The sequence below is a fragment of the Burkholderia sp. Bp8963 genome (assembly GCF_003854275.1).
Classification (GTDB): domain Bacteria; phylum Pseudomonadota; class Gammaproteobacteria; order Burkholderiales; family Burkholderiaceae; genus Burkholderia.
In genome coordinates, this window is sequence record NZ_QTQP01000015.1 from 1 (window position 1) to 21,058 (window position 21,058).

A 21,058-nucleotide genomic window follows, 5' to 3' on the forward strand; every position below is an offset into this window, starting at 1 on the left:
GGTGCCGATGCGGCAGGCGCGGAAGCAGCCGCGGCCGATGCCGCGTCGTCCGCGAGCGCGGGGCCAACGCCGGCCGCGATCAGCGAGCCGGCCATCAGCAGGGACATCAGAAGTTTGCGCATCTTGGTTTTCCTCTTGTCGCTTGTCTTGTCTGTTACAGCGCGTCCGCGCCCGTCTCCCCGGTGCGGATCCGGATCACCTGCTCGATCGGCGTGACGAAGATCTTGCCGTCGCCGATCTTGCCGGTGCGTGCCGCCCGCTCGATCGCTTCCACCGCCTGGTCGACGAGATCGTCGGACACGGCCGCCTCGATCTTCATCTTCGGCAGGAAATCGACCACGTATTCGGCGCCCCGGTACAGCTCGGTGTGCCCCTTCTGGCGCCCGAACCCTTTCACCTCCGTTACCGTGATGCCCGAGACGCCGAGCGCGGAGAGCGCTTCGCGCGTCTCATCGAGCTTGAACGGCTTGATGATTGCGGTAATGAGTTTCATGAAGTCCTCTCGCTGGGTTGTCCCGTCGAATTGGTTGGATGTGTAGCGGACTCTCCTCAGCAACTCGCATGCCAAGTCGGCCCGAGCCGTGCATCGACCCGCGTTGCGGGGGTCGCATTTCCTGCGAAAAGGCGGCGGAGCCCGGCCGAATGGCCAACGCGGGCCGGGTTTGCTGGCGCCGGGCGAGGAACGTTGCTAGAGTGCACGCACGTCCCGCAACGCCGGGACTTTCACCCATGCGGGCGCCATGCCCGGAAATCGCGCTTCGCACGCACCATTTCCGGTCATGCGTGCATCATGGGCACGTACGCAACTGAAGATGCACATTTTTTGTGCAATGAAGGGGAATCACATGAAGCAACCCAGCGACGTTTTCAACGACCTGCAGTCGCGCGTCAGCGACCTGCTGAAAAACTCGCCGGCCAAGGACGTCGAGCGCAACGTGAAGGCCATGCTGTCGCAAGGCTTCTCGAAGCTCGATCTCGTCACCCGCGAGGAATTCGACACGCAGGCGCAGGTGCTCGCCCGCACCCGCGTGCGCCTCGAGGAGCTGGAAAAGCGCGTCGCGGAACTCGAGCAGAAGCTCGCTTCGCAAGCTTGATGTAAAGGGCTGCGCATCAGGCCTGATATACAGGGCTGATGCACCGGCGTGAGCGGGCCCTCATGCGGGGGCCCTCATGCGGCTCGTTCACGCCCGCCCTGATGTACCCGGATGCAATGATCCCGCTCCAGTAGTCGTCCCGTCGTTCTTTCATCCGCGCCACGCCGGCAAGCGCGCACCGATCACTCCCCTTATCCGTGGCAGGCGGCCCCCGAGGCTGCCCGCCCGCTCAGCAGGAGCCTCGCCATGTCGCTTGCCTTGGTGCGCAGCCGCGCACCGGCGGCCGGCCGCGCGCCGGACGTCACCGTCGAAGTCCACCTCGCCAACGGGTTGCCGTCGTTCTCGATCGTCGGCCTGCCCGATCTCGAAGTCCGTGAAAGCCGCGAGCGCGTGCGCGCCGCGTTGCAGAACTGCGGCTTCGAGTTCCCGGTCCGGCGCATCACCGTCAACCTCGCGCCCGCCGACCTGCCGAAGGAATCCGGCCGGTTCGACCTGCCGATCGCGCTCGGCATCCTCGCCGCGAACGGCCAGATCCCGGCCGACGCGCTGGCCGGCCGCGAATTCGCGGGCGAGCTGTCGCTGACCGGCGCGCTGCGGCCGATGCGCGGCGCGTTCGCGATGGCGTGCGGCGCCGCACGCGACCGGCACACGGCCACGGCCGATCCGGCGGATTCAGCCGCCCGGCCCCGCGAGCCGGAGCTGTACCTGCCGCTCGACAGCGCCGCCGAAGCGGCGCTGGTCCCGGGCGTGACCGTCTTCGGTGCGCCGGACCTGCCGGCGCTGTGCGCGCACCTGGCCGGCGCACCGGACGGGCGGCTGTCGCCCGTTGCCGCGCCGTGCCTCGACGGCCGGCCGGCGTCGGCCGCCCCCGACCTCGCGGACGTGATCGGCCAGCGCGGCGCGCGGCGGGCGCTCGAAGTCGCGGCCGCCGGTGGGCATCACATGCTGATGGTCGGCCCGCCCGGCGCGGGCAAGTCGATGCTGGCCGCGCGGCTGCCGGGGCTGCTGCCGCCGCTGACCGACGACGAAGCGCTGACGTCGGCCGCACTGCTGTCGGCGAGCCGCGTCGGTTTCTCGCCCGCACAGTGGCGGCAGCGGCCGTTCCGCTCGCCGCATCACTCGTCGAGCGCCGCGGCGCTGGTCGGCGGCCGCAATCCGCCGCAGCCGGGCGAGATCACGCTCGCGCACCTCGGCGTGCTGTTCCTCGACGAGCTGCCGGAATTCGACCGGCACGTGCTGGAAATGCTGCGCGAGCCGCTCGAAGCGGGCCGCATCACGATTTCGCGCGTGGCGATGCAGGCCGATTTCCCCGCCGCGTGCCAGCTGATCGCCGCGATGAACCCGTGCCCGTGCGGCAGGCTCGGCGATCCGTCCGGCCGCTGCCGCTGCTCGCCGGACGTCGCCGCGCGCTACCTGCGCAAGCTGTCCGGGCCGCTGCTCGACCGCATCGACATCCAGATCGACCTGCCCGCGCTGACGCCGGCCGAACTTGCGGCGCGGGCGTCGGCGCCCGGCGAGCCGAGCGCCGCGGTCGCTGAGCGGGTTGCTCGGGCGCGCGCGCTGCAGCTCGACCGCCAGGGCAAGACCAATCACATGCTGACCGGACGCGAGACCGACGACCTGTGCCGGCCGACCGACGAAGGCGAGCGCCTGCTGAGGGAGGCCGGCGAGCGGTTCGGATGGTCCGCGCGCGCGTATTACCGCGTGCTGAAGGTCGCGAGAACGATCGCCGACCTTGCCGGCGATCCGCTGCCGAGCGCCGCGCAGATCGCCGAGGCAATCCGCTACCGGCGCGCGCTAACCGCGCTCTGAGGACAAATTCCGGCTGTCAAGACTTGACTTATGCACAATTCCGCGCATCCGGGCCCCGCCGGCATCGCACCGCATCCTGCGGGATGCGTCTTGCGCATACCCTTGTTTTTATTGACTTTTCGAAAGCGGCCCGAACGCGTAAAAACCGGCCGGAAGGCCTTCCGGCGCGGGCGGCGGGCATCGTGCGCGAACTTTTCAACAAAGTTATCCACATGCACTGTGGATAGCCGAAAAATTCCCGCAAAATCCGGCGATTAGCGTCGAATGCTGCGAAGGAACTTTCAGTTCTCGCCGCACTCTGAAGCGCCCTCGCCGGCCCGCTTCAGTCGAGCTTCAGCGAGCCGAAAAACTGGTCGAGCTGCTCCTGCGCGACCGGCGCGTCGGAGATCACGACCGCCTGGTACGCATGCCGGCCGCGCGCCGCGAACCGCGCGACGATCGTCTTGTGCGCGCGGTCCTGCGCGGCCGCCGCACCGGCCACGCGCAGCTCGAGCCCATTCACCGCGCCACCGGCCGCGAGCGGCACCGGCACCGCGGCGGTCTGCGACGCGCCGCCCAGGTTACGGGACAGGCCTTCGCGCAGGTAGTCGAGCGCCGCGCGGCGGGTCTCGTCGCGGTCATCCGGCAGCATCACCGTGCCGACCGCGAATACCGCGCCATCCAGGTGTGCCGCCTGCATCCGCATCTTCATCGGCGTGCCGCCGATCGTTACCGGATGCTCGTCGACGGTCGGCTTCGCGGGCAGGTCGATCGTGTAGCCGGCGTCGTTGTGCAGCGTGCGCCAGTCGTACGACGGCGTGCACGCGACGAGCACGGCGCTCGCGCACATGAGTGCGGCGAAGCGCCGCAGCGGACGAAAAAGGGGACGCAGCGGCGCGGCAAATTCCTTCGGCATGACGGAGATCGGAGCGGGCAAAGCGTGCATTATGCGTCGAACGGGAACGCCGGGATGTGTGGCGACCACCGGTGCGTGCGCCGCATTCGCGCTAAAATGAGCGGCGAATTTCGACGTCCCTGGCAATGTCCGGCGTCCCCCGACCGACTCCGAGAGCACCGCAGATGAACTCCACGCCTCCCTCCTCCAGCCGCCGCGCGAGCCCGATCCGCTATGTCGCGGCGATCGTCGTCGTGGCCGCCATCGCCGTGGCCGGCTTCTTCGCGTTCAACGGCAAGTCCAGCGTGCCGGACGCCACGTTCACGCTGCTGTCGGGCCAGAAGGTCTCGACCACCGGCGACCTGAAGGGCAAGGTCTACCTCGTCAACTTCTGGGCGACGAGCTGCGCGACCTGCATGCAGGAAATGCCGCAGATGGTCGATACCTACAATCGTTTCAAGGGACAGGGCCTCGAATTCGTCGCGGTCGCAATGAACTACGATCCGCCGATGTACGTCGCGAACTATGCGCAGACGCGCCAGCTGCCGTTCAAGGTCGCGCTCGACGACGGCAGCGTCGCGAAGCAGTTCGGCAACGTGCAGCTGACGCCGACGACCTTCGTCGTCGACAAGGACGGCAAGATCCTGAAGCGCTATGTGGGCGCGCCGCAGTTCGCGGAGCTCGACGCGCTGCTCAAGAAGGCGCTCGGCAACGCCGCCTGAGCGCCTCGCCCGATACGGGCCGGCGGTGCGCGACGCGCGCCTCGCCGCAAGAAGGGCCGCAAGAAAGACCCTGAGACGGACCGCATGACCGGACAGCACCGGTTCTGCGGTCCGTTTCTTTTCAGCGGTCCGTTTCGCCCTTCGCCGACAGCCCGTAGCGCTTCATCTTCTCGTACAGCGTCGCCTTGCCGACGTGCAGCCGGTCGGCGGTCGCCGCGACCGCGCCGCCCGTCTGGTTCAGCGCCTCGGCGATCACCGCGCGCTCGAACTGCTCGATGCGCTCCTTCAGCGTCTGCTCGTTCGCGTCGTCGTCGCTGCCCGCCGCGTCCTGCGGCATGTCGGCGACGCCGAGCACGAACCGGTCGGCCGCGTTGCGCAGCTCGCGCACGTTGCCGGGCCAGTCGCGCTGCAGCAGGCTCGCGCGCTGCCGGTCGGTCAGCACCGGCGCCGGGCGGTCATAGCGCACGGCTGCGTCGAGCATGAAGTGTTCGAACAACGGCACGATGTCCTCGCGGCGCTCGGCGAGCGGCGGCAGCGCGATCGTCACGACATTGAGCCGGTACAGCAGGTCGCGCCGGAACGTGCCGGCCGCGACCAGTTCGCTCATGTCGCCCTTCGCGGCCGCGACGATCCGGCAGTTCACGCGGATCGGCTGGTTCGAGCCGAGCCGCTCGAGCACGCCGTCCTGCAGCACGCGCAGCAGCTTCACCTGCAGCGCGAGCGGCATGCTTTCGATCTCGTCGAGGAACAGCGTGCCGCCGGAAGCGTATTCGAGCTTGCCGACCCGGCGCTTCGCCGCGCCCGTGAACGCGCCGGGCTCGTAGCCGAACATCTCGGATTCGAACATCGGCTCGGGCAGCGCACCGCAGTTCACCGCGATGAACGGCTTGTCGCGGCGCGGCGACAGCTCGTGCAGGCTGCGCGCGATCAGCTCCTTGCCGGCGCCCGTGTCGCCGTTGATCAGGACCGACGCATCGGTCGGCGCGACGTTCGCGATCAGCTTGCGCACCTGCTCGATCGCCGGGCTGCGGCCGATGATCCGCGGCGCAACGACGTTCTGCTCGGCCAGCTCGCGGCGCAGCGCATGGTTCTCGAGCACCAGCTCGCGCCGCTCCAGCGCGCGCCGCACCGTCTCGATCAGCCGCTCGGCCGCGAACGGCTTCTCGATGAAGTCGTACGCGCCGTCGCGCATCGCCTGCACCGCCATCGAGATGTCGCCGTGGCCGGTGACGAGGATCACCGGCACGTCGGGCACGCGCTCGCGGCATTGCGCAAGCAGGTCGAGCCCGCTCGCGCCGGGCAGGCGGATGTCGCTGACGATCACGCCGGCGGCGTCGGCGACGATCGCCTTCTCGGCGGCCTCGGCCGACTCGAAGCCGGTCACGTCGAAACCCGCCAGCTGGAGGCTCTGCACGCCCGCGCGGCGCACGAGCGCGTCGTCTTCGATATAGATCACTTGCAGCCGGTTGGCCATCGTACTCACTTGCTCCTGATGGGCTCCGTGGCCCTCGGACCGCGCGACGGCAACGCGTGCGCGGGTCGGTTCACGCCGATTTTCCCTCAGTCCGGTGCGCGACGGGCGCTTCGTGCAAACCCGTCTGCCCCGACACGGAGTCCGGATGATGCGTGCGGGCGCGCCGCAACGTCAAGACGAACTGCGCGCCGCCGGACGGCGCGTTGCGCGCAGTCAGCGAGCCACCCGCGTCGCTCGCGATCGACGACGAGATCGCGAGCCCGAGACCGAGCCCGCGGCCCATTTCCTTCGTCGTGAAGAACGGCTCGAACAGGCGCGGCAGCAGGTCGGGCGGGATGCCCGGACCGTTGTCGCGCACCTGGATCGCGAGCGTCGCGCCCGATACGACGACCGTGACTTCGATGCGCGGCGCGGCCGTGCCCGCCACCGCGTCCAGCGCGTTGCCGAGCAGGTTGATCAGCACCTGTTCGAGACGCAGGTCCTCGCAGCGCGCGACGAGTTCCGGATGGTCGTTGGCGAGATCGAGCGGCGCGAGCGGCGCGTCCGGCGTGGGCGAAACGGACGATAAGGACGATAAGGACGACACGGCCGCATCCCGCAGCGTCAGCACGAGCGCGACGCCGCGCAGCCGTTCGTCGAGCAGCGCCAGCACGCTGCGCAGCGCGCGCACGACGAGCGCCTGTTCGTTGCGCGGCCGCGCGCGGCCGACGAACAGCTTCAGCTGGTTGGTGATCTTGCCCATCCGCTCGGTGAGCGCGGCGATCGCCTCGAGGTTCTCGCGCGCAGCCGCCTGCTCGCCGCGGTCGAGCAGCACGCGCGTGTTGTCGGAAAAACTGCGCAGCGCGGCGAGCGGCTGGTTCAGCTCGTGCGTGATGCCCGCCGCCATCTGGCCGAGCGCGGCAAGCTTGCTCGCCTGGATCAGTTCGTCGTGCGCGGCGCGCAGTTCCTGTTCCGCGCGGATCCGGTCGCCGACTTCCTTCTGCAGCTGTTCGTTCGCCTCCGACAGGTCGGCCGTGCGCTCCTCGACGCGCCGGTTCAGCTCCGCATACGCCTGCTGCAGCAGCGCGCGGCCGCGAATCATCTCGCGCACGCGCGCGCGGCGCATCCGCCAGTAGAACGCGAGCAGCGCGACCGACACGAAGCCGAAGCCCGTGACGATCGTCGCGTTGCGCGCATCCGCGTCGACGGGTGCGATCGGCGCAAGCGTGACGAGCGTCCAGTCGGGCTCGCCGATGCGGCGCTGCGTCGCGAGATAGCGCGGCGCGCGGCGGCCCTCGCCGATGCGCACGATCTGCGCGTTGGCGCCGAGCGGCTGTTCGACGCGCAGCGGCAGCGGCGCGACCGGCTGCTGCGCGTACTGGCGGGTTTCGAAGATCGACGCGGCGACGGGGCCCGTCAGCGGCCGCAGCGTGTGGTATTTCCACGCGGGCACCGACGACAGGAACGCGACGCCGTGATCGTCCGTGACGACGAGCGGCTCGGACGCGTCCGCGCCCTGGAACCACTCGAGATTGAGCTTCACGACGACGACGCCGACGATCCGGCCGTCGCGCCACACGGGTTGCGAGATGTAATAGCCGGGATCGCGCGAGATCGTGCCGATCCCGAAAAAGCGGCCGACCTGGCCGTGCATCGCGTCGATGAAATACGGCCGGAAACGGTAGCCGATCCCGATGAAGCTGTCGGGTGCGCGCCAGTTGCTCGCGGCGACGCACAGGCCGTCCGCGCCGATCAGGTAGGTGACGGTCGCGTGCGCGTGCTGGTTGAGGTCTTCGAGGTAGCGGTTGGCGCGCGCCGCGTAGTCGGCGCGCTTCGGCTCGGCGAGCAGGTCCTGCACGAGCGGGTGGCTGCCGAGCAGGTACGGCAGCGATTCGTAGCGGTCGAGCGTGCTCTTGAGCGCGCTGGTGGTGCGATCGACGCGCACGGCGGCATTGCGCTGCAGCTCGTCGATCCCGCGCCGCCACGTGACGGTCCACGTCAGCGCACAGGCCGCGGCGAGCGCGGTAGCGAGCGCGACGAGGATGAGCAGGCGGCGCTTCACGGTGACGGCTTCCTGGCGATGCGGATCAGCTATTGTGTCATAGCCGTCCGCATCTGCCCTGCCGCTGCCGCTGCCGCCGGTGCCGCTGCCGATACCGCTGCCACCGCCACCGCCGCTGTAATTCGGCGCGCGGCCCGCGAGCGGCGCCGCCGCCTGCTCCTTCATGGCGTCAGACGCCGGCCGTCTCGGTCGTGGCGACTTCGCCGCCGCCGCTCAGCGCCTGGCGCAGCTTCGCACGGTCGAGCTCCTTCTCCCACGCGGACACGACGACCGTCGCGACGCCGTTGCCGACGATGTTGGTCAGCGCGCGGCATTCGCTCATGAAACGGTCGATACCGAGGATCAGCACCATGCCCGACAGCGGGATGGTCGGCACGACCGCGAGCGTCGCGGCGAGCGTGATGAAGCCCGCGCCGGTGACGCCGCTCGCGCCCTTCGACGTCAGCATCGCAACGGCGAGCAGCGTGAGCTGCTGCATCCACGTGAGCTCGATGTTGGTCGCCTGCGCGATGAACAGCACGGCCATCGTCATGTAGATGTTGGTGCCGTCGAGGTTGAACGAGTAGCCGGTCGGCACGACGAGGCCGACGACCGAGCGCGAGCAGCCGGCCTTCTCGAGCTTCTCCATCAGCTGCGGCAGCGCGGCTTCCGACGAGCTCGTGCCGAGCACGATCAGCAGCTCTTCCTTGATGTAGCCGACGAAGCGGATGATCGAGAAGCCCGTGATGCGCGCGATCGTGCCGAGCACGACGAGCACGAACACGACCGACGTCAGGTAGAACGTGCCGATCAGCTTGAGCAGCGGCACCAGCGAGCCGACGCCGTACTTGCCGATCGTGAACGCCATCGCGCCGAACGCGCCGATCGGCGCGAGCTTCGTGACGATGTGCACGATGCCGAACAGCACGCGCGTGATCCCGTCGATGAAGTCGGTGACCACCTTGCCGCGCTCGCCGAGGTGCGCGAGCACGCTGCCGAACAGCAGCGCGACCAGCAGGATCTGCAGGATCTCGCCCTGTGCGAACGCGTCGACCATCGTGTTCGGGATGATGTGCATCAGGAAGTCGACCGTCGACTGCCCGTGCGCCTTCGCCGCGTACGACGCGACTTCCTTGCCGTTCAGCGTCGCCGGATCGATGTTGAAGCCGACGCCCGGACGCAGGATGTGCGTGGCCGCGAGGCCGAGCATCAGCGCGAAGGTCGACACGATCTCGAAGTACAGCAGCGCCTTGCCGCCGACGCGCCCGACCTTCTTCATGTCCTCCATGCCGGCGATGCCGGTCACGACCGTACAGAAGATGATCGGCCCGATCACCATCTTGATCAGCTTGATGAAGCCGTCGCCGAGCGGCTTCATCTCGGTGGCGAGGGCCGGATAGTAGTGGCCGAGGATCACGCCGACGATGATGGCGAAGATCACCTGCACATAGAGCACTTTGTAGAAGGGTTTCTTCTTCACGATGGTTCCTGATGAAGGGTAGATGAGCCGGTGGAGCGGCGTCACGCGCGCGAGCGAATGCCAGGGGAATTGCAGTCGCCCGCGCGGTTGCCGTGCCGCAACAAGCGATGCCTCAGGACATCCGGAGGGGGAGGAAGGCAGTGGTCATCGATTGTCTCCTTGGTTTAATAGTCAGGCCGGGGGATGGCCGTGCGCTTTATATCGCAAGGTCGATGCCAGGTTTCCGGAACCCCTCAAACCATTGTTTTCATTGTATTTCCCATCATGCGGCAGGCAAGAAAATCCGGGATTCCGGATTTCCGGAAAATATCCGTCCGGCGATCCGGACGGATGCGCTCATTTGTCAGATGAATCAGTGCTGCACGGCGCGGCCGGCCAGCACGCCCGTCTGCGCGTAGAACTCCTGCTGCGCGAAGGCCTCGCGCTCGCGCCGTGCGCGCTCGCCGCGATCCGCAAGCGAGCCGACGACGATCCCGATGAACGCGAGCGGCACCGACACGAGCGCCGGGTTGTCGAGAAACACCGGCGCGTGCGCGTGGTGCAGCACGTCGACCCACACCGACTTCGACAGCACCGTGAGCGCCACCGCCGACACGAGGCCGAGGCTGCCGCCGAGCACCGCGCCGCGCGTCGTCATTCCGCGCCAGAAGATCGACATCGCGAGCACCGGGAAATTCGCGCTCGCGGCCACCGCCGCGACGAGGCCGACCATGAACGCGACGTTCACGTGCTCGAACAGGATCGACAGCCCGATCGCGACCGCCGACAGCGCGATCGTCGCCGCGCGCGAGATGCGCATCTCGACGCGTTCGTCGGGCTTGCCGCACGCCCACATCTGCGCGTACAGGTCGTGCGAGATCGTCGTCGCGCCGGCGAGCGTCAGGCCCGCGACCACCGCGAGAATCGTCGCGAACGTGACGGCCGCGATGAAGCCGTAGAACCAGTTCCCGCCGACCGCCTGCGCGAGCTTCACCGCGACCATGTTCGAGCCGCCGAGCAGGTCGTGCGTCAGGTTGAACGTGCCGTTCGCGCCGAGCTTGAAGAACTCGGGATGCTGCGCGAGCAGCACGATCGCCGAGAAGCCGATCACGAAGGTCAGCAGGTAGAAATAGCCGATGAAGCCGGTCGCATAGAGCACCGACTTGCGCGCCTCCTTCGCGTTCGGCACCGTGAAGAAGCGCATCAGGATGTGCGGGAAGCCGGCCGTGCCGAACATCAGCGCAATGCCGAGCGACAGCGCGTTGGCCGGATCGCGGATCAGCTTGCCGGGGCCCATGATGGACAGCGCGCCAGGATGCACGGCCACCGCGCGGCGGAACATCTCGTCGACGCTGAAGCCGAATTCGGCGAGCGCGAGCAGGACGAGCAGCGTCGCGCCGCACAGCAGCAGCACGGCCTTGATCACCTGCACCCAGGTGGTCGCGGTCATCCCGCCGAAGAACACGTAGACCACCATCAGCACGCCGACGATCAGCTCGGCCGTGCCGTACGACAGCCCGAACAGCAACTGGATCAGCTTGCCCGCGCCGACCATCTGCACGACGAGGTACAGCACGACGATGGTCAGCGAATTCGCGGACGTCAGCAGCCGGATCGGCCGCTGCGCAAAGCGGTACGCGACGACGTCGACGAACGTGAACTTGCCGAGGTTGCGCAACGGCTCGGCGATCAGGAACATCACGAACGGCCAGCCGACGAGAAAGCCGATCGAGTAGATGAGCCCGTCGAAGCCGAACATGAACACCATCCCGGACAGCCCGAGGAACGACGCGGCCGACATGTAGTCGCCCGCGATCGCGAGCCCGTTCTGCAGCCCGGTGATGCCGCCGCCGGCCGTGTAGAAGTCGCGCGTCGAGCGCGTGCGGCGCGCAGCCCAGCGCGTGAGCGCGAGCGTCGCGAACACGAACGCGAAGAACATCCCGATCGCGACCGGGTTCAGTTCGACCTTGTCGGGCATCGGGCCCGCGACCGATACCGCATGCGCGGCGGAGGAAACGAGCACGGCGGGAACGGCAAGCGCGCCAGGCGCGATCGAGGAACGTCGCATGTCGGCCTCCGTCACGAACGCTGCAGAAGCGCGTCGACGCGGCGGTCGAACGCACGGTTCGCGCGCAGCACGTAGCACGCGGTCAGGCCGATCGCGACCAGGATGATCGCGACGCCCGCGGCGATCCCGACCGTCGTCGTCGCGCCGCGGTACAGCGGCGCGGCGAGCACGTGCGGCGCGAGCGCGACGAGCAGGATGAAGCCGTAGTACGTGGCAATCATCAGCGCCGTCAGCGTGAAGCTGAAGCGGCGCCGCGCACGCACGAGCTGCTGGTAGTCACGGCGCGCCGTGACTGATTCGATGACGGAAAGCTCCATGGTGTCTCCATTTCCACCGCGTCGTTGCGCGAGGGTTGTCTTGTGGATGGATGGCGCGTCTACCGATCCGCCCGCGCCGCGGCGGTGCAATGTGATGCGTCGTGCCCATGCGTGGGCGTGCGCTCAGACCACGCGATCCGCACGCAGCCGCGCGACCTCGTCGGCCGACATCCCGAGCCAGCCGCCGAGCACCGCACCCGTATCGGCACCGAGCACCGGCGGCGCGCCGCGCACGGGCAACCGCGCGCCGTCGAACCGATACGGCGGTGCAAGCACGTCGACGCCGCCCGCGACCGGGTGCAGCTGCCGCGTGACGAGCCCCGCGCTCGTCGCACGTTCCGACTTCAGCGCTTCGTGCAGCCCGAGCACTTCGCCGCACGGAATGCCCGCATCGGCGAGCGCCGCGAGCAACGTCGCACGTGACCGGCTCGCGAGTTCACGACGAATCTCGGGCAACAGGTCGGCGCGGTTTTCCGAGCGGCCGAGGTTGGTCTTGTATCTGGTGTCGGCCGCGAGATCGGGCCGCTCGATCGCATCGCAGAAACGTGCGAACTGCGTGTTGTTGCCGACCGTGATCACGAGCGGCCCGTCGGCCGCGTCGAACACGCCGTACGGCACGATCGACGGGTGCGCGTTGCCGTAGCGCGGCGGATCCTCGCCCATCAGCAGCGCGTCGAGCCCGTAATACGCGGTGATCATCAGCCCGCAGTCGAACAGCGCCATCTCGATGCGCCGCCCGCGCCCCGTCGCATGACGTTCGTAGAGCGCGGCGAGGATCGCCTGCGCCGAATACATGCCAGTGAACAGGTCGACCGCCGCGACGCCGAACTTCAGCGGCGGCTGGCCAGCTTCGCCGTTCAACGCCATCAGCCCGGCTTCGCCCTGTACGACGAGGTCGTAGCCGGGCCGCGCGGCCTCGGCGCCCGAACGGTCGTAGCCGGAGATCGCGCAGTGCACGAGGCGCGGATTCAGTTCGGCCAGTGCGTCGTAGCCGAGCCCGAGCTTTTCCGCGCCGCCGAACTTGAAGTTGTGAAGCACCACATCGGCCTGCGCGGCCAGCTCGCGCGCGAGCCGTCGCCCTTCGTCGGTCTGCAGGTCGAGACAGATCGAGCGCTTGCTGCGGTTCACGCTGTTGAAGTAGGTCGTCTCGGTGTCGCCGATCCTCAGGCCCCAGTCGCGCGTGTCGTCACCGCGCGCCGGATGCTCGACCTTGATCACTTCCGCGCCGAAATCGGCGAGCACCATCGCGCACCACGGGCCCGCGAGCACGCGCGAGAAATCGAGCACCTTCACGCCGGCCAGCGGCAATGCGCGCGATTCGTTCGTCATCCTTGTCTCCTCCGTTCGCGTGGTTCGTTTTTACTGTTTCGACAGCGCGATGTAGCGTGCGAGATGGTGATCCTCGTCGCCGAGCTGGTGATCGATCATCACGAGGCGCTTCGCGTAGTGCGACAGCGGCAGCTCCCACGTCATCCCGATCCCGCCGTGCAGCTGGATGCTTTCCTCGGCGACGAGCGTGCCGATCCGGCCGATGCTGTATTTCGCCGCCGCCAGCGCGCGTTCGCGCACCACGCGCGGCGCATCGAGCTGCGCGGCCGCGTTGATCACGGCCGAGCGTGCCTGCGCGACTTCGAGCAGCAGGTCGGCCATCCGGTGCTGCAGCGCCTGGAAGCTGCCGATCGGCAAGCCGAACTGCTTGCGCGTGCGCAGATAGTCGAGCGTGTACTCTTTCGCAACGTCCATCGCGCCGAGCGCTTCCGCCGACAGTGCGAGCAGCCCATAGCCGAGCACGCGTTCGAGCAGCTCGGTGCCCGCTTCACCGTCGTGCGCGCCAAGTGCGGCGTCCGCCGGCAGCACGACGCGGTCGAAGCGCACTTCGGCCGCGCGGCCGCCGTCGATCTTTTTGTAATCGCGCAGCGATACGCCCGGCGCGTCGGCCGGCACGACGAACAGGCCGATGCCGGCCGCATCGTCGTCGTGACCCGACACGCGCGCGCTGACGACGAAGAACGCCGCCTGCGCGGCCTGGTCGACGACGCCCTTCGCGCCTGTCAGCACCCAGCCGTCGCCCGAGCGTTCGGCGCGCGTGCGCACGGTCGTCAGTTCGTAGTGCGAGCCCGGCTCGTCATGCGCGAACGCGGCGCTCGCGCTGCCGTCGATCAGCGCGGCAAGACGGTCGCGATGCGCAGCGCCGCCGGCGAGCGACAGCGCGCGGCCCGCGAGCAGTGCGCCGAGGAACGGCTCGACGACGAGCCCGCGCCCCAGGCATTCGAACACCACGGCGATGTCGAAGCCCGCGCCGCCGAACCCGCCGTCGGTTTCGGCAAACAGCGCGCCGACCGTACCGAGTTCGGCAAAGCGCTGCCACATCGCACGATCGAAACCTTCGGCCGACTGCGCGATGCGATCGCGCACCGGGAACGCGTACTGCTCGGCGATGAAGCGGTTCAACGTATCCGCCAGCATCCGGCGGTCTTCTGTGTGCTGGAAATCCATCGTCGCGTCCCTCGTTACAGCCCGAGCATCATCTTCGCGATGATGTTCTTCTGGATCTCGTTCGAGCCGCCGAAGATCGACAGCTTCCGGTTGTTGAAATACTGCTGCGCGGCGCTCGCGGCTTCGTCCGGGCCGACCGGCTCGCCGTCGTAATCGGCGTCGAGCGCTTCGTCGACGAACGGCTGCGCATACGGCCCCATCGCGCGCCGCATCAGCGACGTGATTTCCTGGCGGATCTGCGTGCCGCGGATCTTCAGCATCGAGCTTTCCGCGCCCGGCGCGCCGCCACCCGCGACCGCGGCGAGCACGCGCAGGTTGGTCGTCTTCATGTTCTCGAGCTCGATCTCGACGCGCGCGATGCGCGCCGCGAAATACGGATCGTCGGCGAGCGGCCGGCCGTTCTTGCGCACCTTCGCGGCGACCGCGCGCAGCCGGTCGAGCGCGGCCGTCGAGAAGCCGACGCCCGCGATGTTGGTGCGCTCGTAGGTCAGCAGGTATTTCGCATAGGTCCAGCCGCGGTTCTCCTCGCCGACGAGGTTCTCGGCCGGCACGCGCACGTCGGTGAAGAACACCTCGTTCACCTCATGCTCGCCGTCGAGCGTGACGATCGGGCGCACGTCGACGCCGGGCGAGTTCATGTCGACCAGCAGGAAGCTGATGCCTTCCTGCTTGCGCACGTCGGTCGCGGTGCGCACGAGGCAGAAGATCATGTTCGCGTAGTGGCCGAGCGTGGTCCACGTCTTCTGGCCGTTGACGACGTAGTGGTCGCCCTGCGCGTCGACACCCCGCACCGCGCTCGTCTTCACCGCCGCGAGGTCCGAGCCCGCGCCCGGCTCCGAGTAGCCCTGGCACCACCAGTCGGTGCCGTCGAGGATGCGCGGCAGCCAGTGGCGCTTCTGCGCTTCGCTGCCGTACTTGATCAGCACCGGGCCGAGCATGTTCACGCCGAACGGCACGATGCGCGGCGCGCCCGCGAGCGCGCATTCGTTGTCGAACAGGAACTTCTGCGCGACGCTCCAGCCGGGGCCGCCGTAATCGCGCGGCCAGTGGCTCGCGAGCCAGCCGCGCGCGTTGAGTGTCGCGTGCCATTCGCGCATGTCGTCGCGGGTCAGGCGCAGGCCGCCCTTCACCTTGCGCGAAATGCGCTCGGGCAGCCGTTCTTGCAGGAAGCGCTGCACGTCGGCGCGAAACGCTTCCTCTTCGGGAGTGAAATCGAGATCCATCAGGTATCCGTATTGAATTCGTGAGAACGTTCAGTCGACGCGGTTCAGGCTGGCGAAGTTCGCGCCGCGCTCGACGAGCTCGACGATCAGCGGCGACGGCTTCCAGAACAGCGGGTCCTCCTTCGCGAACGCGCGGATATCGGCCAGCACGTTCGCGAGGCCGACCGTGTCCGCGTAGTGCATCGGGCCGCCGCGATGGCGCGGGAAGCCGTAGCCGTGCAGGAACACCGCATCGACATCGAGCGGGCGCAGCGCGATCTTCTCGTGCACGACGTTCGCACCCTCGTTGATCATCGCGGCGAGATAGCGGCGCAGGATTTCGTCGTCGGTGAACGTGCGCGGCGCGACGCCGCTCTTCGCGCGTTCTACGGCGACAATCGCCTCCACTTCCGGATCGGGTGCACCGGTGCGCGCACCGTCCGGATACAGGTAATAGCCACGCCCCGTCTTCTGGCCGAACCAGCCGCGCTCGCACAGCCGGTCGGAAATCCCGACGTAGCGGGCGCGCGGGTCGCGCGTTGGCGCACGGCGCTTGCGGCTCGCCCAGCCGATGTCGCCGCCCGCAAGGTCGACGACCTGGAACGGCCCCATCGGGAAACCGAACTCGCGCACCGCGCGGTCGATCTGGTACGGCGACGCGCCGTCTTCCATCAGGTAGTCGGCTGCGGTGCGATAGACGGCGAGGATGCGGTTGCCGATGAAGCCGTCGCACACGCCCGCGCGCACCGGCGTCTTCTTCAGCTGCTTCGCGAGCGCGAATGCGGTCGCGACAATGTCCGGACTCACGCGCGCCGGCACGACGATCTCGAGCAGCTTCATGATGTTCGCCGGCGAGAAGAAATGCAGGCCGATCACGTCGGACGGCCGGTCGATGCTCGCGGCGATCTGGTCGATGTCGAGATACGACGTGTTGGTCGCGAGCACCGCGCCCGGCTTGCACACGCGCGCGAGCTCGGCGAACACGGCCTGCTTGACCGCCAGGTCCTCGAACACGGCCTCGATCACGACGTCCGCCTGCCCGAGCGCGTCGTACGACGTGCTGCCGTTCAAGCGTGCGAGCCGTGCGGCTTGCGCGGCGGGCGTCATGCGGCCTTTCGCGACGAGGCCGTCGTACACCTTCCCGACGTGCGCGCGGCCGCGCGCGAGCGCCGCGTCGTCGCGCTCGATCATCGTCACCGGCAGCCCCGCGTCGAGCGCGGCGACCGCGATGCCCGCGCCCATCGTGCCGCCGCCGACGACACCGATGCGCTCGACCGCGCGGGCCGTCGCACCACGCGCCTCGGGCACCTTCGCCGCTTCGCGCTCCGCGAAGAACGCGTGCACGAGGCCCGCGCGCTGCGGGCTGTCGACACATTGCAGGAACAGGCTGCGCTCGAGCTTCATCCCCGCATCGAACGATTGCGTGAGCGCGGCCTCGACCGCGTCGACGATCTTCGCCGGCGAAAACAGCCCGCGCGATTTCTTCGCGATGTCGGCGCGCGCCGCGTCGATCGCTGCTCGCGCGGCCGTGTGATCCGCGAGGCCGTGCGCGTCGCGGGTGCGCCGCGCGCTCGCGCCGAGCGACAGCAGTTCCTGCGCGTACGCGAGCCCTTCGGCGAGCGTGTCGTCGCTGTGCGCGAGACGGTCGACGAGGCCGAGCGCGAGCGCTTCGTCCGCGCTCGCATGGCGGCCGGTCAGCATCAGGTCGAGCGCGGCCTGCGCGCCGATCAGCCGCGGCGCGCGCTGCGTGCCGCCCGCGCCTGACAGCAGGCCAAGCGTCACTTCGGGCAGCCCGAGCTTCGCGCCCGGCACCGCGAGCCGGTAATGCGCGGCGAGCGCGATTTCCAGGCCGCCGCCGAGCGTCGCGCCGTGCAGCACGGCCACGACCGGCTTCGCGCTCGACTCGATCCGTTCGCACACGTCCGGCAGCGACGGCGGCACCGGCGGCTTGCCGAATTCGCGGATGTCGGCGCCGGCGATGAAGTTGCGGCCGGCGCCGACGATCAGCACCGCGTGAATCGCGGCGTCGCGCTGCGCGGCGTCGATCGCGTCGGCAATGCCGCGCCGCACGTCGGCGGACAGTGCGTTGACGGGAGGATGGTCGATCGTGACGACGAGCACCTTGTCGCGCCGTTCGCGCGTGACCGGGCCAATCGGGTTATCGGGGGAAGCGGGTGAGTTCATCGTGTCTCCTTGACGCGGCGGCAGGCGCGTCGGCGCCGGGTGCGTGCGTCGCGGCAACGCGGGTGGCGCCGGGGCGTCCGCCCCCGTCCCGCACGAAGCGGGACAAGATCCGGCTGTACGCCGGGCATGGCTCGATTTTCGATTGATCGAGATTCATTGACAATTCCAGTGCGCTTTTACAAGCTGTCAAATCTGACTTGACATTGAATGCTCGCCGACCGCTAACAGGACGAAAAGCGCAGAACGGAAAGCGGGACGGATCAGGAGACCCGGGCATGGACCTGAATGCGCTGACGCTGCTCGTCGAGATCCTCGACGCGGGCAATCTCAGCAAGGCTGCGCAACGCCTCAAGATGAGCCGCGCGAACGTCAGCTACCGGCTGAACCAGCTCGAGCGCTCGATCGGGCAGCAGCTCGTGCGGCGCACGACGCGCCGCATCGAGCCGACCGAGATCGGGCTGAAGCTCTACGAGCACGGCCGGCGCATCCGCAACGAACTGCTCGCCGCGCAGGAATCGGTGACGACGCTCGGCCAGGATCTGCAGGGCCGCGTTCGGCTGTCGGTGCCGAGCGGCTACGGACAGCTCGTGATGTCCGAATGGCTGCTCGCGTTCAAGCGGCTCCATCCGGGCATCGTGCTCGACGTCGTGTTCGAGAACCGCATCGAGGACCTGATGCGCGACGAGGTCGACATCGCGATTCGCGTGAAGTCCGAGCCGCCGCAGAACCTCGTCGCGCGCGACATGGGCGCGGTGCGCTACGTCGCCTGCGCGTCGCCTGCGTTCGCGGCCGCGCACGGGATGCCCGCGAGCCTCGACGCGCTGACCGACGCGCCGGTGATCACCGCGACCGTGATCGGCCGGCAGTTGCGAGTCGCCGCGTATCTCGGCGACGAGCGCCACGAGGTGCTGCTCGAGCCCACGCTGATTTCGGAGAACTTCCTGTTCCTGCGGCAGGCGATCCTCGCGGGGATCGGCGTCGGCATCGTGCCTGATTACGTCGTGCACGACGACGTGCGGCGCGGCACGGTCGTCACGTCACTCGACGCGTACCGGCTGTCGATCTTCGGCACGCACATGTACATGCTCTACATGCCGAACCGGCACCACACGCGCGCGACCTCGACGTTCATAGAGTTCATCCTCGAACAGGCCGGAAAGACCGGCCGGGGCGGGCCCGACGCGCTGCTTCAGGGTTTCCGGCCGGGTGACAATCCGCCTGGAGCGCAGCGACAATAGCGCGCCGCCTGCGCCGACAGCCCGTTGCGGAAAGACCGCCGCCCCCTTCGAATTCACTGCCGCCGAGGGTTCAATGTTCGACCGGATTCGTCCGCATTCGCGTCGCTGGACGCTGATCGCCGCCATCGCGCTCGTCGCATTCAATGCCGGCTGCACGTCCCCGTCCGTGCCGTCAGGCGGCGTCGTCCCCGTCGCCGCCGCGTCGGGTGCCGCCGCACCGCTGCCCGCGTTCCACGCGCCCGAGCTGTCGTCGGGCTGGGCCGACAAGCCGGGCTGGACCGCGCAGCACTACCTGATCGCCGCCGCGAACCCGCTCGCGGCGCAGGCCGGCTACGAGATGCTGAAGGCGGGCGGCACCGCGATCGACGCGGCGATCGCGACGCAGATGGTGCTCGCGCTCGTCGAGCCGCAATCGTCGGGCCTCGGCGGCGGCGCGTTCATGCTCTACTTCGACGGCAAGACGACGCAGGCGTACGACGGCCGCGAAACCGCGCCGGCCGCCGCGACTGATCACCTGTTCTACGGCCCGACCGGCCAGCCGATGAGCTTCTACGAAGGCGTCGTCGGCGGGCGCTCGGTCGGCGCGCCGGGCGTGCTGCGGATGCTCGACCTCGCGCACCGCGCGCACGGCAAGCTGCCGTGGCGGCGGCTGTTCCAGCCGGCGATCCGGCTCGCCGAGCACGGCTTCACGATCAGCCCGCGGCTCGCGATGCTGATCGCGAACGACCGCTACCTGATGAAGGATCCGGCCGCGCGCGCGTACTTCTACAACAAGGACGGCACGCCGAAGCCGGCCGGCACGATCCTGAAGAACCCGCCGCTCGCGGTCGTGCTGCGCCAGGTCGCGGATCATGGCGCGAACGCGTTCTACACGGGCGCGATCGCGCGCGACATCGTCGCGAAGGTGCGCAAGCACCCGACCAACCCGGGCCTGCTGTCGGTGCAGGATCTCGCGCGCTACAAGGCGAAGGTGCGCGAGCCGCTGTGCGCCGACTACCGCCGTTCGGTCGTCTGCGGGATGCCGCCGCCGTCGTCGGGCGGCCTCGCGATCGCGCAGATGCTCGGCATCATCGACGCGATGCCCGACTGGCAGCAGATCGGCGCGCAGAAGCCCGTGCGCAACGATGTCGGCTTCGAACCGACGCCGTTCGCCGCGCACCTGTTCAGCGAGGCCGGGCGCCTCGCGTATGCGGACCGCGCGCGCTACGTCGCCGATCCGGACTTCGCGTCGCTGCCGGGCGGCAGCTGGGCGAGCCTCACCGACAAGACCTATCTCGCGCAGCGCGCGCGCCTGATCGGCGACGGCAGCATGGGCACCGCGCAGGCCGGCACGCCGCAGGGCGCGACGCTCGCGATGGCCGACGATCGCAGCCCCGGGCTGCCGTCGACGTCCGACATCGCGATCGTCGACCGTTACGGCCAGGCGCTGTCGATGACGACGAGCGTCGAGGACGCGTTCGGCTCGCGGCTGATGGTGCGCGGCTTCCTGCTGAACAACCAGCTCACTGACTTCTCGTTCGTGTCGAGCGAGAACGGCCGGCCGGTCGCGAACCGCGTGCAGCCCGGCAAGCGGCCGCGCTCGGCGATGGCGCCGGAACTTGTGTTCGACAAGAAGACGAAGCAGGTCACGATGATCGTCGGCTCCGCAGGCGGGCCCGCGATCATCAACCACGTCGCGAAGGCGCTGGTCGGCGTGCTCGACTGGGGGATGACGATGCAGCAGGCGATCGCGCTGCCGAACTTCGGGTCGATGAACGGGCCGACGCAGCTCGAGCAAGGCCGCGTATCGGACACGCTCGTCGACGCGCTGAAGAGCCGCGGGCACGACGTGCAGGTCGTCGAGATGAACTCCGGGCTGCAGGGGATCCAGCGGCTGAACGTCGAAGGGCGCACGATCTGGTTCGGCGGCGCGGACCCGCGGCGCGAAGGGATGGCGATCGGGGATTGATGACGGGCGGGCGTTGCGACGGACGCCCGCGCCCGTTGCAGGCGCGAAACGTTTTTCGGGGATTGTCGGCGGCCGTCGATGCGCACGGCGCGCCGGGCCGCGGATGGCACGACCTTCGCATGCGACGCGGCATCGGCCCGGAATGGTTGG

The 21,058-nt window shown here is 68.8% G+C and carries 16 protein-coding genes; 5 read left to right on the top strand and 11 right to left on the bottom strand.

Translation table 11 applies throughout. From position 1 onward, the window contains the following. Window positions 1–154 precede the first annotated feature (154 nt). A complete protein-coding gene (locus tag DID96_RS14745; protein WP_006398175.1) occupies window positions 155–493 on the bottom strand; it encodes a P-II family nitrogen regulator in 339 nt (112 codons plus the stop codon). Window positions 494–845: 352 nt separating this feature from the next. Here DID96_RS14745 and DID96_RS14750 point away from each other — a divergent pair, with 352 nt between their 5' ends. Further along, window positions 846–1,094 carry an accessory factor UbiK family protein gene (locus DID96_RS14750; RefSeq protein ID WP_124600038.1) on the top strand — a complete coding sequence of 83 codons (249 nt, stop codon included), beginning with the start codon at window positions 846–848 and terminating at the stop codon, window positions 1,092–1,094. Between the two features lie 246 nt (window positions 1,095–1,340). After that, complete coding sequence (locus tag DID96_RS14755) at window positions 1,341–2,906, top strand: YifB family Mg chelatase-like AAA ATPase (RefSeq protein ID WP_124600039.1); 1,566 nt, start codon at window positions 1,341–1,343, stop codon at window positions 2,904–2,906. A gap of 322 nt (window positions 2,907–3,228) precedes the next feature. Here the strand turns inward: DID96_RS14755 and DID96_RS14760 are convergent, their stop codons facing one another. Next, the gene (locus DID96_RS14760; protein WP_124600040.1) at window positions 3,229–3,801 is read right to left on the bottom strand and encodes a hypothetical protein; all 573 of its coding nucleotides are present in this window, start codon (window positions 3,799–3,801) and stop codon (window positions 3,229–3,231) included. Between the two features lie 164 nt (window positions 3,802–3,965). On the opposite strand from DID96_RS14760, the gene DID96_RS14765 reads away from it, so the two are divergent. Further along, window positions 3,966–4,502, top strand: a complete 537-nt coding sequence (locus DID96_RS14765) for a TlpA disulfide reductase family protein (RefSeq protein WP_124600041.1) — start codon at window positions 3,966–3,968, stop codon at window positions 4,500–4,502. 121 nt (window positions 4,503–4,623) lie between these two features. Here the strand turns inward: DID96_RS14765 and DID96_RS14770 are convergent, their stop codons facing one another. The 9 genes from DID96_RS14770 to DID96_RS14810 all read right to left on the bottom strand — a co-directional run bounded on the left by DID96_RS14770 (window position 4,624) and on the right by DID96_RS14810 (window position 17,722). Next, the gene (locus tag DID96_RS14770; RefSeq protein WP_124600168.1) at window positions 4,624–5,976 is read right to left on the bottom strand and encodes a sigma-54 dependent transcriptional regulator; all 1,353 of its coding nucleotides are present in this window, start codon (window positions 5,974–5,976) and stop codon (window positions 4,624–4,626) included. A gap of 70 nt (window positions 5,977–6,046) precedes the next feature. Continuing rightward, window positions 6,047–8,182: an ATP-binding protein gene (locus tag DID96_RS14775; protein ID WP_124600042.1), complete on the bottom strand. Its 2,136-nt coding sequence runs from the start codon at window positions 8,180–8,182 to the stop codon at window positions 6,047–6,049. Window positions 8,183–8,186: 4 nt separating this feature from the next. Next, the gene (locus DID96_RS14780) at window positions 8,187–9,476 is read right to left on the bottom strand and encodes a dicarboxylate/amino acid:cation symporter (protein WP_124600043.1); all 1,290 of its coding nucleotides are present in this window, start codon (window positions 9,474–9,476) and stop codon (window positions 8,187–8,189) included. Between the two features lie 352 nt (window positions 9,477–9,828). Next, a complete protein-coding gene (locus tag DID96_RS14785; protein WP_124600044.1) occupies window positions 9,829–11,523 on the bottom strand; it encodes a cation acetate symporter in 1,695 nt (564 codons plus the stop codon). A gap of 11 nt (window positions 11,524–11,534) precedes the next feature. After that, entirely contained in the window at window positions 11,535–11,840 is a 306-nt protein-coding gene (locus DID96_RS14790; protein WP_048023901.1) for a DUF485 domain-containing protein, read from the bottom strand. 123 nt (window positions 11,841–11,963) lie between these two features. Continuing rightward, the gene (locus DID96_RS14795) at window positions 11,964–13,169 is read right to left on the bottom strand and encodes a CaiB/BaiF CoA-transferase family protein (RefSeq protein ID WP_124600045.1); all 1,206 of its coding nucleotides are present in this window, start codon (window positions 13,167–13,169) and stop codon (window positions 11,964–11,966) included. 30 nt (window positions 13,170–13,199) lie between these two features. After that, window positions 13,200–14,336, bottom strand: coding sequence for an acyl-CoA dehydrogenase family protein (locus DID96_RS14800; RefSeq protein WP_124600046.1), 1,137 nt, complete (start codon window positions 14,334–14,336; stop codon window positions 13,200–13,202). A 14-nt stretch (window positions 14,337–14,350) separates the two neighbouring features. After that, a complete protein-coding gene (locus tag DID96_RS14805) occupies window positions 14,351–15,559 on the bottom strand; it encodes an acyl-CoA dehydrogenase family protein (protein ID WP_124600047.1) in 1,209 nt (402 codons plus the stop codon). Between the two features lie 30 nt (window positions 15,560–15,589). Next, window positions 15,590–17,722, bottom strand: a complete 2,133-nt coding sequence (locus DID96_RS14810) for a 3-hydroxyacyl-CoA dehydrogenase NAD-binding domain-containing protein (RefSeq protein WP_124600048.1) — start codon at window positions 17,720–17,722, stop codon at window positions 15,590–15,592. Between the two features lie 275 nt (window positions 17,723–17,997). Between DID96_RS14810 and DID96_RS14815 the strand changes: the two genes are divergently transcribed. Continuing rightward, window positions 17,998–18,960 carry a LysR family transcriptional regulator gene (locus DID96_RS14815; protein WP_124600049.1) on the top strand — a complete coding sequence of 321 codons (963 nt, stop codon included), beginning with the start codon at window positions 17,998–18,000 and terminating at the stop codon, window positions 18,958–18,960. A gap of 73 nt (window positions 18,961–19,033) precedes the next feature. After that, entirely contained in the window at window positions 19,034–20,908 is a 1,875-nt protein-coding gene (gene ggt / locus DID96_RS14820; protein ID WP_124600050.1) for a gamma-glutamyltransferase, read from the top strand. The last annotated feature ends 150 nt before the right edge of the window (window positions 20,909–21,058 follow it).

What these genes read in the sequence shown, in the direction of transcription:
- DID96_RS14760 (WP_124600040.1), bottom strand. Translation starts at nt 3,801, where the DNA reads ATGCCGAAGGAATTTGCCGCGCCGCTGCGTCCCCTTTTTCGTCCGCTG.
- DID96_RS14800 (WP_124600046.1), bottom strand. Translation starts at nt 14,336, where the DNA reads ATGGATTTCCAGCACACAGAAGACCGCCGGATGCTGGCGGATACGTTG.
- DID96_RS14755 (WP_124600039.1), top strand. Translation starts at nt 1,341, where the DNA reads ATGTCGCTTGCCTTGGTGCGCAGCCGCGCACCGGCGGCCGGCCGCGCG.
- DID96_RS14790 (WP_048023901.1), bottom strand. Translation starts at nt 11,840, where the DNA reads ATGGAGCTTTCCGTCATCGAATCAGTCACGGCGCGCCGTGACTACCAG.
- DID96_RS14795 (WP_124600045.1), bottom strand. Translation starts at nt 13,169, where the DNA reads ATGACGAACGAATCGCGCGCATTGCCGCTGGCCGGCGTGAAGGTGCTC.
- DID96_RS14810 (WP_124600048.1), bottom strand. Translation starts at nt 17,722, where the DNA reads ATGAACTCACCCGCTTCCCCCGATAACCCGATTGGCCCGGTCACGCGC.
- DID96_RS14815 (WP_124600049.1), top strand. Translation starts at nt 17,998, where the DNA reads ATGGACCTGAATGCGCTGACGCTGCTCGTCGAGATCCTCGACGCGGGC.
- DID96_RS14765 (WP_124600041.1), top strand. Translation starts at nt 3,966, where the DNA reads ATGAACTCCACGCCTCCCTCCTCCAGCCGCCGCGCGAGCCCGATCCGC.
- DID96_RS14785 (WP_124600044.1), bottom strand. Translation starts at nt 11,523, where the DNA reads ATGCGACGTTCCTCGATCGCGCCTGGCGCGCTTGCCGTTCCCGCCGTG.
- DID96_RS14775 (WP_124600042.1), bottom strand. Translation starts at nt 8,182, where the DNA reads ATGAAGGAGCAGGCGGCGGCGCCGCTCGCGGGCCGCGCGCCGAATTAC.
- DID96_RS14770 (WP_124600168.1), bottom strand. Translation starts at nt 5,976, where the DNA reads ATGGCCAACCGGCTGCAAGTGATCTATATCGAAGACGACGCGCTCGTG.
- ggt (WP_124600050.1), top strand. Translation starts at nt 19,034, where the DNA reads ATGTTCGACCGGATTCGTCCGCATTCGCGTCGCTGGACGCTGATCGCC.
- DID96_RS14745 (WP_006398175.1), bottom strand. Translation starts at nt 493, where the DNA reads ATGAAACTCATTACCGCAATCATCAAGCCGTTCAAGCTCGATGAGACG.
- DID96_RS14805 (WP_124600047.1), bottom strand. Translation starts at nt 15,559, where the DNA reads ATGGATCTCGATTTCACTCCCGAAGAGGAAGCGTTTCGCGCCGACGTG.
- DID96_RS14750 (WP_124600038.1), top strand. Translation starts at nt 846, where the DNA reads ATGAAGCAACCCAGCGACGTTTTCAACGACCTGCAGTCGCGCGTCAGC.